Raw genomic sequence first — 13773 nt, forward strand, 5'->3', positions numbered from 1 at the left:
CCTAAATAACTGTTTCGTCAAATTTATTTCGAACTTTAATGAATTTTTATCGGGATTTTTGCAATTTGTCGGAAATGCGGCTGTGTTTTGGGAGGGGTCAAGTGTTTTTTTATGCTTATTAACCGATAAAAGCCTTTAAGCTGAAGTCTCTTATCTATTAACCGTCATTCACCACACTATTCAGGAATAAATTTCTTGGTACGTTGAGCCCAAAATAAAAATGATCGTCGATTGCCTCTCTGATATTCCAACCATGTGTTTCTCCGTCCCGTTAACCGACAGTACATGAATCCCATCAAAGCACAGGAAAACCCATCTGCCCGTTGGATTCTGGGCTGGTTTCTTCTTCATGTCCGGGAACGTTCGGCTCTGCCTTTTCAGTTCATAGCGGATTCGATGCTGAATTGCAGCATAGACCATAAGACAGAGTGTCATCACCATTAACAGGACCTCAATACGCTCAGGTTTTTTGAGATACAGTGAAGACACCAGAAAATCAGGGCTCTTCAGGAAGCGAAAACCTCTCTCAACCTGCTGCTGGGATTTACACGTCCTCAGTAGTTCGCCAGCGTCAAGCCGGGCTGTATCTGTATCGTTGGTTGCCAGAACAAAACAACCCAACGATGCTTCTGCATCACGACGAGTCTGTACAGCAACCGTGCAGGAGCCTGTCACATAATATTCATAGTGGTCGGGAACCCTCCCATCAGCAGGACGGCCTTTGGTTTTATAGCAGGGACTCTCGATGATCTCAGGTTCAGCCCGGCAGTATACGGACTGTTTTTGCCATAGCTTGAAAGCTTCCATGGCATCCGATTCGATAGATAGCAGCTATTAGGAAAATGTCATGCTGGGTGGTGAATGTCGGGTTACACGCCGATCTTTGCATTTATCTGCTGCCTGAGTATTCAAATCATTAAAATAGGAGGAGGTAAACCATAGACTGAATCAAAGATATCCGGGCGAATCAGCAAAGTTGGCAGGATTTCTGCGTCATAGAGCCAGAACCCAGGTTCGACTATTCTTGGAGTTATGAAGCGCCCTCTGAACAAACCTGCTTATAAGGTTAACCTGATCCGGCAACATTGCATTTGTGAAAGCAACTATCACAAACTGCTGAAGCTGTTACCTGACCTGGACAAGCAGGATGAATACACGTTACTGGTCAGTCATTCTGTACATCAGGGACAGATGCATTTTCATGTACAGAACCGCGCCCGGTATACGACAACTCTTCGCATCACGTTCGAAGCAGACTGGAGCCAGTGGCTTGCCCTGCCGACCATGCAGGTTCGTCTTTATCACGATGCTGCCATGGCAGAAGTGACCAGCGTACAGAAAATTCGTTATTTTGAACCAGTGTACTCCTACCCCAATGACAAAATGTTACTGCCCGATGAGAAAGAACAGCTGAATCTTTTTCTGTCAGACTGGTTAAATTTCTGTTTCAGCGGTGGTCATGTTCATTACGGAATCGTTTGATCCATCACGCTCACTGACCTGCAAACCTGATACACTGTAGTATCTTTAAACCTGCCCTTCCTGAGCGAAAGAATGAGCAAAATCCGAGTTGTCCAGATTTCTGATTGTCATGTGTTTGGCAATACAGAAGGTCGTTTGATGGGAGTCGATACCCGCGCGAGCCTGCGTGGCATTCTGGATGATATTGAACAGCGCCTGAACAGCATTGACCTGATCGTAGTCACTGGGGACCTGAGCCAGGATGATAGTAAAGCGTCCTATCAATGGATACAGCAACAGCTCGAGACCCTGAAAATCCCCTATTACTGGCTGGCTGGCAACCACGATATCACAGCCATGATGCAGGAAGTCTGTCCGGCAGCCATGCAAAAATCCGTTATAAGGAGAAACTGGCAGCTACTACTGCTGGACTCTCATCTGGATGATGGAATTCCCGGCCTTTTGTCCGACCCGGAGCTGGACTATATGGAACAGCAGTTGAGGCGGTATCCGGATCATCACACCCTGATCGCCTTTCATCATCCGGCTTACACCATCAACAGCCCGTGGCTGGACAAGATAAACCTTCAGAACAGCGAGGCATTCTGGGAACGGATAAACCGGCACACGAACGTCAAAGTGGTGATTAACGGCCACATTCATCAGGTGCAGGAATGGCAGCAAGGCCTTGTCCGGGTACTCTCAGCACCCTCAACCGCTGTTCAGTTCAAACCAGAATCTTATGATTTCTGCCTCGACAGCCAACCGCCTGGCTATCGGCTCATCGACCTGCAGTCAGACGGTTCCCTGAATACTCAGGTTATCCGCCTGCCTGAATACAGCCAATCTCCGGATTTTACCTCGTCAGGTTATTGAAACCTCTGTTTTATATAAGCTTTTATTATTAACAATGCCCGCTGCTTTCCTAAATTTATTAATAGGAGCAGCGGGATTGTCGGCCAATAAAACCAATCAGTCCCGCTGCGTTGTTCCTGAAGTAGTAAAGAAAGGAGTCTTTATGTCCAGGGTGAGGTCAATGCAGTACGACGACCAGGATCAAATCTATTGGGATGGCGGTCAGGAAGTCCGTAAAACCCAATCTGCCAGAGATCGCTGTAAGAAAAGAAAGTCAAAATCCATCCGTCGCGGTATTGATGAATACTGGGAAAAGCACCAGTTGCATCAAGATACGGCTGACGGTTATGAAAGTTTTGATGAATTTGATGATTCTGACAGGTTTAATGACAGTACTTTGCATTAGCCTTATTCGTTGCTCATCACCACTGCGCCCCTGCCGGAAGCGATAAGCCATGCTCAACGATCCGTTTTCATGCTGCCAACGGTGATATAAAAATGAACTATGTCAAAATAGGGAATCGCATCCTGAAAAAAGAATGTGGCCGTCCCTGGCCACTTGTGAATCCAAAGGTGGGATTAATTAGAAGTTACGTCCAACCGATGCGAACGTCATCTTGTTCTCGAAATCACCCGTCAACTCGTCAAGGTCGATAATTTCCTTAACCCTGGAGCTCAGGTAAACATCACGACCACCCAGAACAGTGCTGAGAACCTTGGTCTTGTGAACGTCGGTAATTGGCACTTCAAAGATATTCTGGTTGAGTACCGCGAAGTCAGCGTATTTTCCCGGAGTGATGGAGCCGATTTCGTGGGAACGCTTCTGACTGTCAGCGTTAGCCTGGGTGTACATCCAGACGGCAGTTTCCAGAGAAATAGCATACTCCTCGGCGTTCATGGTGGATCCTTCCTTAATGCCACAACCACGACGGGTTACGATGGTCTCAATCGCCGCCCACGGGTCAAGCGGGGTTACCATCCAGTCTGTACCAATAGCTACAGGCGCGCCACTGTCAACAATTGGCTTCACCGGGTACATGTATTTATGAACACGTTCTTTGCCAATATCCTGCTCGATCACACGAGTAGCAGCCATGTCGTACCAGAACACGGGTGAGAATTCTGCGTAAACATTCAGTTCTGCAAAGCGCTGAACGTCATCCGGATGGATCATTGCACAATGGGCTACCCGGTGCTGTAGCTTGTCAGCGTTGTTACCGGGTTTCTTGCGCAGCTCTTCTACGGCATCCAGCACCATACGGGCAGCGCCATCACCCGCGCAATGCGCATGAACCGTCAGCCCCATGGCATCGTATTTTTTCAGGCCTTCACGGTACTGTTCAGGCGTGTTACGCCATGGTCCGTGATAGTCAGTGCCTTCATAAGGTTCAACGACAACCGCCGTTTGGCCTGCCGCAGCACCGTCAAGGATGTACTTAACGCCAACAATTTTTACATTCTTGCCGCTATAGTCCCTGTGATTCATGATGTACTTGTCCGCCAGCTTCTGCATTTCCGGCGTAGCGAAGTCAACAACATCTGTCGCATAAACCGTCAGACGAACACTCAGGTCATCATTGTCATCCAGGTATTTGTAAGCCTGGCCGTACATTTCACGGGACCACACTTCACTGACCGACGTCAGGCCGTAACTGTTTATGTAGCTGAAAACAGGCTTGAGCTGCTTTTCACCCAGTTCCTTAGGTCCTGGCAGTGTACCCAGCCACTTCTCCCAGACAATGTGAGCCGCCAGTTCACGGAGTACACCCGTCGCCTCGCCATTCTCGTCACGCACGTAATGACCACCAACAGGGTCCGGCGTATCCTTGGTAATACCGCATACTTCAAGGGCTTTAGAGTTAACCAGCGCCGCATGACCTGAACACTCCCAGAAGTACGCAGGCTTGTCCGGAATCAGCTCGTCAAGAATCTTCTTATGGGAAGGCTTGCCGAACATCTTGATGTTTGAGCCATCATCCCACAGGTAATCAAGGTTTGCGCCAAACACCCATGGTCGTTCAGGGTGTTCATCCAGTTCTTTTTTTACCAACACCTTGAATTCATCCCAGGTGGTGCTCAGCTCGTCTACACGGACATTGTTGAAGCATTCCACCGCCATTTCAGGGTGCATATGGTCGTCAATCAGTCCCGGCAGAACCGTGTGACCGCGCAGGTCAACCACCAGCGTTTCCGGTGTGCGCAGCTTCAGAATTTCTTCGGTTGTACCTACCTTGGTAAACACGTTGCCACGAACCACAAAAGCTTCTGCCCATGCCTGCTTGTACTTACCCCCCTGGTAGACTTTACCGTTCACGTACAGAACGGTTTTGTCACCAACACTCGGGTGCGGGGCTGCCACCCCACCACTGGCTACTGCCTGGGCGATAGGGCTGACCATTGTCGCCGCAGCGGCGGCAGTGGCCGCAGCACCAAAACTCTTTTTGAAGAAGCTTCTGCGTTGCGGTGATTCCAGAATGTTGTCGTTATCATTCAGATCAAACATTTGGCGTTTCATGATTACTCCTGGTTTTATCTTGTCAGTAAAATTTTTTGTATCAATTCCGTTCTACGGTTTATCCCGGTTAATAAAACTGACCCGGGCCTTTTCCAGTATCTGTTTGAGGGTTTCCAGATACAGCCGTTTTTTTGCCAGCCCTGGCTGCCTTTCCAGACTCACAATTAATGTGTTCAGTCGCTGAACCTCACCTTCGGTATTGGCAACCTGCGCCTGGGCCTGAGCCTGGGCCTGTTTGAGGGTATTGTTTACTTCACTGCGAGCCTGGGCCAGCTTCGTCTCCCGCTCCCCGAGCGCATCCTGAATCAGTTTTTCCCTGGCCGCCGGAGCCATTTGTACTTCGTCGTATGCCTGCTTGATAACAGCCGGGGTCTCCAGCCGGTTCAGCATAACGTTGGTGACGGTAATTCCCGGACCAAAGCTGTCCAGCTCCTGTTGAATCGCCTGTTGCATCCACTGTTGAAAGTCACTGCGCCCGGTGGTCAGCAGGCTGTCCAACTCTCTCTGGCTGACATAAATCACCGCCTGAGCTTTGGCGGTGTTACGCAATATGGTCTCAGCGTCCATGGCAACGGATAAAAACTTACCGGGGCTGGGGATGCTGTACTGAACCTGCAAAGCCAGTTCAATCAGGTCACCCTTGCCAGTAGTCAGTTCGCTGCCGGTCAAAGCGCTGTCCAGCTCTTTGGCAAAATCAATATTGATAGAGCGAAGTTCAACAGCCGAAAGGGTTTCCACACTTTCCACCGGCCAGGGCAACCGGTAGTGCATTCCCGGCATGACATTCTGCTCGACAATGCGACCAAAGCGACTGACCACAGCCCGCTGATCTGCATCCACCGAGTAAAACCCACTAACGCCGTAGAGCATCAACGCCAGCACCACGACCAGCCAGCGCAGACGGTGAAACAACTGCCGGTAAACCCGGCTGACATCCTGCCACCAACTCATGATTCGTCCTTGACATCCAGCTTAGGGTTAACCAGTTGCTCAAACAAATCAGAGTCCGACGGTAATACAAGACGACTATTGTTGTCTAGAACTGCCTTGTAAGCTTCCATGGTTCGCACAAATTCAAAGAATTCCTGGTGGGACTCAAAAGCCTGACTATATAGCTCTGCGGCCCTGGCCTCACTGTTGCCCTTGATGATCTGGCTGTCACGGTAGGCGGTGGATTTCAGCTCGGCAATTTCCTGCTCAGTTCGGGCACGGATTTTCTCCGCTTCTTCATGGCCTTGCGCCCGGTATTGCTTCGACAGCCGCTCCCACTCTGAACTCATACGATCGTAAATGGCTTTCAGGTTGCGGGGTGAATAACCAAATTTTACCGCCCGCACCGCCAGCACTTCGATGCCCAGCTCCTGACGACTGACCTTATCCACCCGCTCAGACACCTGCTGAAACAGTTTATCCAGCTGATTTTGTTCTGAGTCGACGTTAAGAATACTGTCCAGCGGATAGGAGGCCAGCATCGCCCCAACCTGGGAGTTGGTGATGGTATTCAGCCGCTGTTGTGCAATTTCGGTGGTGCGGGTACTGGTCAGGAAAACCACAGGATCAACGATACGCCAGACTACGTAATTATCGACGACAATGTTACGACGATCCCTGGTGCTGTATTCACTGGGCTCAAGCCGCAGCATCTGCACCCTTTTTTCCAGAGGTGTCACCGCCTGAACCGGGTTGGGCAGTTTCACCGCCAGTCCCGCTTCGGTAATGGTTTTCACTGGTCTGCCGAACTGGGTGATCACTGCGTACTCGTGTTCGTTCACCGTGACAAAGCAGGTGGCCGCGATGTATACGCTGAGCAGCCCTCCTGCCAGCCACCAGATTTTTGCTTTCAAATTCATGGACCTGACCTGAATATTCTGAAATTCTCCAACAACTCCCGCTCCCCGGCACTGAGGTTGCGTTCTCCTTCACTCATCTCGTTCAGATAGTCCGGATAGCCGTTATTGATAACCGGTTGCTGAGTGAGATCCGGAAGCGATAAAGCTGGCACCTCTTCGTCTGGCTGAGGTTCAGAAGATTGTGATTCCGGCAACGTCCGGGGGTGCTGGAGCATCGGGCTTCCATAGGGATTACCCCAGATGCGAAAATCCTGACTGCTGAAGGCCGGATCAATCACCGTAAACGGTTTTCCCGTCAATGCGTTCCGGGCAATATCCACCCGTTGATTAAACCGGTAGGCCTCAGGCGCTTCATGGTACACCGTGGCTAACGCTTTAAAATGACGACTCTCACCTTCAGCGGAATGGACTCGCTGGCTCGCCTGTGCCCTGGCTTCGGATTTCACCAGAAAATGCTGAGCCCGCGCTTTGGGAATTTCCGTTAAACGCCAACCCTCAGCCTGATTCACCAGGGTATGGCTCTCCTGATAGGCGTCCAGGGCATCACGGTACTGGCTGACCAGATAGGCCGGAGGCTCAATTTGCTGGACGTTGACTGACACTATTTCAACCGGCAGCTGAAACGGTTCCACCTCAGCAGTAATCTGCTCCGCCAGAGTAGCCGCATAATCACTGAAACCTTCCTGTTGCAGCCGGGCAAAACTGACTTTGGCGCTACTGCGGGTCAACACGGCATTAGCCAGATTTACCAGCAGTTCCTCAATGTGAGTAAACCGGTTCAGTTCGGCGCTGGGATCTGTGAGCCGGTACTGAAGGTCTGCGGTAAAAAACATCAGCTTTTCATCTCCGGTGAGCAGATAGTCAGCATCTTCCCGGCTTAGCTGGCTTTGCTTGATGGAGTACCACAGCTTTGCCCCGTAAGACGGGCGTAAAAAAGAATTTTTGCTGCCAATGGCAATGGAATACAGCTGCCCTTCCGGGAGCAAAGTCACCTGCTCAAAGGGCTGGGGTAAAGACCAGACCAGACCGGGTTGAATGTGATTGTCAGTAATTTTGCCAAGGCGGGTGTGAACACCAATATATCCCTGGGGAACAACCGTTATGCCGGAAGTCAGATAGACCACGGTAGCTACTGCACAGACAGGCTTCCACAACTGGCTGGCTAACTGTCTGCAACGACGCGCTGTCGCCTCGACAGGGATGTGGTCGGGCAGATAGCGAACCAGTGTCTGGTAGCACCGTTCCAGCAAAGGAACATCCGGCGCATCGTGTCCGGACAGGGTGCGCACACCCGTGACCAGCAGCTCAGCCCCCGTGATCAAAATCATCAAGGCGATCAGCAGTGCCGCATATTCATCAATATTAAAACCGATCAGGGAACCGATCAGGGACAGCATCACCGCCCCGGAGGTCATCAGGTCCACCCTGGTGTGCAGGCTGTCGGCTTTCAGTACTTCGGATTCTGCTTCGATACCCACCAGCATTTTCAGGCGGGAAATAAACAACAGCAACACCATGACCACACCGATACCGGCGATGCCCCACCAGGCGTGAGTGATCGGTTCATTCTGTACGGTCAGGGTCTGGTCATAAATCTCATAAGGTACGGCCAGAATCAGCAGCGATACCAGAATGACCGCCATTCCTTCCACTTTAATGGCGCGCTGGATTCGCCGTTCATCACCACTGCGCTCCTGCCGGAAGCGATAAGCCATGCTCAACAGCAGCACCAGTGACACCAGCACATCACTCAGGGAGTGCAGGGCATCAGCGCTTAACGCCACACTGGCAGTGAGCCAGGCCAGAAAAATACGAAACCCGGTCAATGCCAGATCAATAACAAGTGCCGTTGCTGATGTGCGAATACGTCTGTCTGAAAACATCCTCTGGCCTGTAAAAAACTCAATAAAAAAGCCACCGGCAAACCGTCTGAGGACGGCTTGCCGGTAGCCTGAAGGGCAGAATTACCTGATGTTATTAAGAATGGTCGGGAGAGCAGTATGGAAGCCATCGACCGCGAAACGTGCACTGGATGCGACGTTGTAGTTACCAAACATGGCAACAACGGTCTTACTCTCTTTTTCCACCGCCAGAATCTGGCCATGAACACCAATGCCTACCATCCACGGCTTACCATCGAGGTTCAGGATGCGGAACTGATCTTTGTAGAAACCGTCAGCCAGTGCCGCTTCTTTACCCAGTGCCCAGGCCGCTTTAACTTCCTTATCACCCGCCCAGATTCCATCCAGGAACGTCTTCGGAATCACCTGGGTGCCGTCCTGCGCCTTACCGTCGTGCGCCCAGATATCACCCATGGTGGCTGCATCACGGGTGGTCATGGACAGGCCGCCGCAGGCCATGGGCTGATCGTCTTTGCCGACAAAGATGGTGGCTTTGGAGTTGAACCCACCCTGCTTCCAGATCTTGTCTTCAAAGTACTGGCTCCAGTGCTGGTCGGTAGCACGCGCTGTGATCAGACCCAGCACTTCGGTGTTGTAGCTGTGGTACTCATACTTTTTGCCCGCCTCGTAAGCGGTTTTGTTCAGGTGTTTGGTGTATTCCTGTACGCCAACCCAGTCAGTCGGCTCACCGTACCAGCCGATGGCTTTCGCCATGCTCATATCCCAGTCACTGGCGTAGGCATTCTGGTTGTCGGCGTCAATCAGTCCGAAACCGGTGCGCATATCCAGTGCATATTGCAGGGGCTGGCCTTCGATCACTGTGCCTTTCGCTTCGGGCAGGTACTTGTCAATCGGGTCGGAAAACTTCAGATAACCTTCTTCCTGAGCGATAGCGGCCAGGGAGCTGGCAAAAGATTTGGTAACACTCTGAGCCAGTTGCAGAGTGTCTTTGTTGGTGCCTGACCAGTAATGTTCATGCACCAGTTTGCCATCCTGCAATACCACCATGGTGCGGTTATGCAGGCGATCCCGTAACAGTTCTTCAATGGTCAACTCAAAACCATCGACATCCTGAACCGGTGCAGACATATCCAGCGCCCTGGAAGACTTCTCAAAAGTACGGCCTTGCTTCGCAGGGTACATGGTGGCGTGGTTCAGCAGACGATGGGAATCAATGAACGTTAGCGAGGTAAACTCTCCGTCATCCCAGTTAGACTGGGTGATGCCATAGCCAGCCAGCCTGTCCAGAGTGTCGGTATCCGCCTTATCCAGTGTGAAGGCATTGGCTCCGAATGCAGCCATGGTAATAACGGTGGCGAGTAGCGTTTTTTTCATACTCTGTTCCTTGTCTGATTCTTTACTCAAAGTCTTAATGGCAGGTCATAATTGATTAAAAAGACCACCGACAAAACCGCCCGAAGAACGGTTTTGCCGGTGGTTCAGAGCAATCGTTATGATGCTTCTACCGGCTTGCGATCATTCTTCGCAATCAACTTGCCTTCGTAGTAGACCTTGGTCGGGTACTGGGCATGAACCTGGTTCAGCGGTACCTCAAACAGGTTGTTACTCATGATCTGGAAGTTGGCTTTCTTGCCTTGTTCAAGGCTGCCCACCTTATCTTCCAGACGCAGAGAGACGGCTGCATTCAGCGTGTAAGCGCGAATGGCGTTCTCCAGCGGAATTACTGCGTCCGGGTTCATGCTCTTCTCGGATTCACTCGCGCCTGGCATGCGTCGGGTAGTCAGCGTTTCAATGTGCTGCAGTGGATCCAGAGGAGACTGGCTCCAGTCACTGGCCGCTACGTAGTTGTTGCCCTCAGCGATAGCCTTCTTGATTGGGAAGAAGTTCTTGATATCTTCCATACCGTTAGGCATGTCCTGAGCCAGCACTTCGTAAACCGGCATTGGCGTCCAGAAACCCGGAGAGAACTCCATGGTGGCGTTCACGTTTTTAGCCCGGGCAAAATCCTGATCCTCCACCATAAAGCAGTGAGCAATGTGGTTACGCAGCTCACGGACTTTTTCAATACCGTTGACTTTGGCGGACTCTTCCATAGCCTTCAGCACCAGAGACATGCCCCGGTCACCCACGGTGTGGGTGGTCACCGCCAGCCCCATACCGTTGAACTTGATCATTTCATCTTTAAAGCGCTCATAAGGCGTGTAAAGCTTGCCGTAATCATCGGAGCCAGCGTAAGGCTTGTGCAGTGCCGCCGCACGACCAAAAGGAGAGGAGTCGATAAAGGTTTTTACGCCGTCAACACGAAAACGCTCGGTTTCGTATTTATGCTTCTCTTTCAGGGCAGGCAGAATGGATTTGCCGAAGTAGAATTCATTGATGTACGGGTGCATATTGACGTCCATGGTCAACTTGCCCGCCTTGTCCAGGTCGTGGTACGCCTGCATCTGCTCGCGATCACCTTCCATCACTTTCACCGATGTAATACCGAACGCGTTGATCTCCTTCATGGATTCGACGGCCGCTTCAGTGACATCTTCCATCCGATGAGCAGGGTGGTATTTGAGTACCTGCTGGATCGCGGGCCCAGCCACCAGATGGCCATTCGGCTCACCGTTTTTATCCAGCAGGATTTTGCCACCTTCAGCCGCTATGGTGTCTTTAGTGATACCTGCCAGCTCCAAAGCCTTGGTGTTCACTACCACCACATGCCCCCCTTCGTCTTCAATGGCAACAGGACGGTCTGGGATGTATTTATCCAGATAGTGGCGATCCATGGTCACGCCGGTATTGTGGAAGTAAGACCAGGAGAAGGCCTTACCGAAGATCCATTCTTTATCAGCGCCACGTCCTTTTGCATAATCCTGAAGCAGCTTCCCGAACTCTTCCGGGGTTTTATGTTCCAGGTTGGCGGTGCTGTTGTTAAAGAAGACGTTTTCCACCATCTTCACCCGTACCGGGTGGGTGTGGGCGTCGATAAAGCCCGGCATTACAAACTGACCTTTCAGGTCAACCACTTTGGAGTCAGCATCTTTGAACGCCATAATCTCTTTGCTGCTGCCCAGCTTGACGAATTTGCCGTCCTTGACAGCAAACGCTTCAGCCCATGCCTGATCGGTATTAACGGTATAGACCTGACCGTTTACATAAACGGTGTCAGCGTTCTCGCCCGCGCTGGCTGAGCCTGTGGCCAGTGCCAGCGACAGGGCCAGGGATGACAACAGGAATGGTTTTGCTTTCACGGTCGACTCCATCGGGTAGTTTGATTTGCCTTAAAAATGACCGCCATTATTCATTAACCGAAGTAATCAACAAATCGCTGATCATGGTCAACTAACTCATGCTTAGCATGACAATTATTCATGCTAAAATGCCCGCTGTTTTTTCACGGCTTGCTCTACCCGCTGAAGTGAAAGAAAAAAGGAAAAGGGAAACGTAAAGTTGAACCACAGTCTTGAACAGCTCACTGCCTTTATTGCCGTTTACGAAGAGGGCAGCTTTGCCGTTGCTGCCCATAGGGAAAAAAAACACGCTTCGACCTTAAGTAAGCACGTCAGCAATCTGGAGATTGATCTGGGGTTTGAGCTGTTTGTACGCAAGGCCAGAGCCTTAGAGCCTAATGAACGGGCAGACGAACTCTACCAGTACGCCAAAGCCATAGAGTTTGAAGTCAGGCAGTTTAACTACCGGGCATTGAGTTTTCTGCGGGAACTGCCTTCCAGACTGACGCTGGCCATCGACAGCTCAATTCTGGGGCTGCAACTGACTCCGGCCGTCTCAGCACTGTCCCGCCAGTACCCCACTCTGGAACTGGCTTTTATTGAAGGGGATACACTGGAGTGCATCAAGCGAACCCAAAGCGGGGAAGCTGATTTGGCAGTATTGCTGTCAACGGAGCATTACAGCCTGGATTTCGCGGTTTCCAAGCTTCTGACCTTTCCGGTAGCCAGCGTGACCAGCCCTGAATACGCCAGGCAGTTTGGCATAGAACCCGGTGCCGAAATCAGCCAGCACACCCGCCGGCAGATGCGACAGATTATCCTGCAATCGTTTCAGGACATGGGACACAACCAGACACAAAAGGCCAGTCATCATATCTACCGGGTGAACAGCTTTCCCTGTGCTCTGGATTTGATTCGTCATGGCTTAGGCTGGGGTAATCAGCCGCGCCTCCAGTGCCAGCAGTTGATTGACAGTGGTGAATTAATTGAGTTCAGCGCTGAGCAGGAAAAAAACTTTCGCTGGTCCGCAGATGCCATCTGGCTGGCTTCCAAGCCTCTGTCTGAACCGTTGCAAACGCTGATTACCGCGCTCAGTGAGACTTCTGATAAGTTGTGACAGACACCCGGAGGACATGGCTAAAAGTGCTGGAAGCCGCCTGACCAGGCGGCTTCTTTTATGGCTCAGATACCAGCTTCTGGCGCTCATCCCTGAAAAAACGAATCAGCGTACTGGCCACCAGATCGGGCTTGTCTGCATGCAGCCAGTGTCCGGTTCCATGGATGCTTCGTAAACTGGCGTTGGGGAATAGTCTGAGAACGTCATCGCGATACTCTGGCAAAATATAGTCAGACTCACCACCTTTCAAAAACAGTACTTCGCCAGAAAAAGGCTTATCTGCCTGCTGCCCCGACAGAATAGACGCATAAGACTGCTCAATAACGGTCAGGTTCATTCTCCAGTCAAACACCCCTTCGCTGTTTCTGAACAGGTTTTTTAACAGAAACTGTCGTATTGCTGTCTCTGGAATGTAATGCGCCAGCCCGACATCTGCTTCACTGCGTTTTTTCAAAGCATCGAGGTTTAATGCTTTCAAACCGGAAAACACATCATCGTGTCGCCGTTGAGTGTACGTCACTGGTGCGATATCAAGCACAGCAACCTTGCCGACCCGTTCAGGGTAGTGCAAAGCCGTCTCCATTACGATCTTTCCACCCATAGAGTGTCCAAGCAGACAGGCTTTCTCAATACCCTGTTCATCCATGTACTCAATCAGGTCTGCAGCCATCTCCGAATACAACATTGAGGCACTCTGTGGTGAACGACCATGGTTTCGTACATCCAGCCCATGCACACAAAAAAAATCCGCCAGCCTGCGGTTAATGCCACCCAGGTTTTCCTGCGAACCAAACAACCCATGGACGCTGATTATATTAATCCCTTGCCCTTGCTGTCTTGAGTAAAGCTTCATGGAGCAGTGTTCCTGTTTTTGAGCTTATGCCCGATTGTATTG

At 51.1% G+C, this 13773-nt stretch carries 11 protein-coding genes and 1 pseudogene; 4 read left to right on the forward strand and 8 right to left on the reverse strand.

The window, feature by feature from the left end; all coding sequences use genetic code 11:
* Positions 1-180 precede the first annotated feature (180 nt).
* Positions 181-819: pseudogene (locus tag NX722_RS16390) on the reverse strand (IS1634 family transposase); the annotation flags it as partial.
* Positions 820-1032: 213 nt separating this feature from the next.
* Here NX722_RS16390 and NX722_RS16395 point away from each other — a divergent pair.
* From NX722_RS16395 to NX722_RS16405, 3 genes are all read left to right on the forward strand, one after another.
* Positions 1033-1482, forward strand: coding sequence for a DUF1249 domain-containing protein (locus NX722_RS16395; protein WP_262563905.1), 450 nt, complete (start codon positions 1033-1035; stop codon positions 1480-1482).
* 72 nt (positions 1483-1554) lie between these two features.
* The gene (gene cpdA / locus NX722_RS16400; RefSeq protein ID WP_262563906.1) at positions 1555-2337 is read left to right on the forward strand and encodes a 3',5'-cyclic-AMP phosphodiesterase; all 783 of its coding nucleotides are present in this window, start codon (positions 1555-1557) and stop codon (positions 2335-2337) included.
* Between the two features lie 142 nt (positions 2338-2479).
* A complete protein-coding gene (locus NX722_RS16405; RefSeq protein WP_262563907.1) occupies positions 2480-2722 on the forward strand; it encodes a hypothetical protein in 243 nt (80 codons plus the stop codon).
* 177 nt (positions 2723-2899) lie between these two features.
* Here the strand turns inward: NX722_RS16405 and NX722_RS16410 are convergent, their stop codons facing one another.
* The 6 genes from NX722_RS16410 to NX722_RS16435 form a co-directional block, all read right to left on the reverse strand.
* The gene (locus NX722_RS16410) at positions 2900-4831 is read right to left on the reverse strand and encodes an amidohydrolase (RefSeq protein ID WP_262563908.1); all 1932 of its coding nucleotides are present in this window, start codon (positions 4829-4831) and stop codon (positions 2900-2902) included.
* A gap of 51 nt (positions 4832-4882) precedes the next feature.
* Positions 4883-5782 (reverse strand): protease modulator HflK, encoded by a 900-nt coding sequence (gene hflK / locus NX722_RS16415; protein ID WP_262563910.1) that lies wholly within the window; start codon positions 5780-5782, stop codon positions 4883-4885.
* Complete coding sequence (gene hflC, locus NX722_RS16420; RefSeq protein WP_262563911.1) at positions 5779-6681, reverse strand: protease modulator HflC; 903 nt, start codon at positions 6679-6681, stop codon at positions 5779-5781. The genes hflK and hflC overlap by 4 nt, the downstream gene beginning before the upstream one ends.
* Positions 6678-8564: a cation transporter gene (locus NX722_RS16425; RefSeq protein ID WP_262563912.1), complete on the reverse strand. Its 1887-nt coding sequence runs from the start codon at positions 8562-8564 to the stop codon at positions 6678-6680. The genes hflC and NX722_RS16425 overlap by 4 nt, the downstream gene beginning before the upstream one ends.
* Positions 8565-8645: 81 nt before the next feature.
* Positions 8646-9917, reverse strand: coding sequence for a serine hydrolase domain-containing protein (locus tag NX722_RS16430; RefSeq protein WP_262563913.1), 1272 nt, complete (start codon positions 9915-9917; stop codon positions 8646-8648).
* Positions 9918-10033: 116 nt separating this feature from the next.
* Positions 10034-11782, reverse strand: coding sequence for an amidohydrolase (locus NX722_RS16435; protein ID WP_262563914.1), 1749 nt, complete (start codon positions 11780-11782; stop codon positions 10034-10036).
* A gap of 199 nt (positions 11783-11981) precedes the next feature.
* Here NX722_RS16435 and NX722_RS16440 point away from each other — a divergent pair, with 199 nt between their 5' ends.
* Positions 11982-12878: a LysR family transcriptional regulator gene (locus NX722_RS16440; protein WP_262563915.1), complete on the forward strand. Its 897-nt coding sequence runs from the start codon at positions 11982-11984 to the stop codon at positions 12876-12878.
* Between the two features lie 58 nt (positions 12879-12936).
* Here NX722_RS16440 and NX722_RS16445 read toward each other — a convergent pair whose 3' ends face one another.
* On the reverse strand, positions 12937-13731 hold the full coding sequence (locus NX722_RS16445; protein WP_262563916.1) for an alpha/beta fold hydrolase: 795 nt from the start codon (positions 13729-13731) through the stop codon (positions 12937-12939).
* Positions 13732-13773: the final 42 nt, after the last annotated feature.

The organism is Endozoicomonas gorgoniicola (assembly GCF_025562715.2).
In the GTDB taxonomy this organism is placed as follows: domain Bacteria; phylum Pseudomonadota; class Gammaproteobacteria; order Pseudomonadales; family Endozoicomonadaceae; genus Endozoicomonas_A; species Endozoicomonas_A gorgoniicola.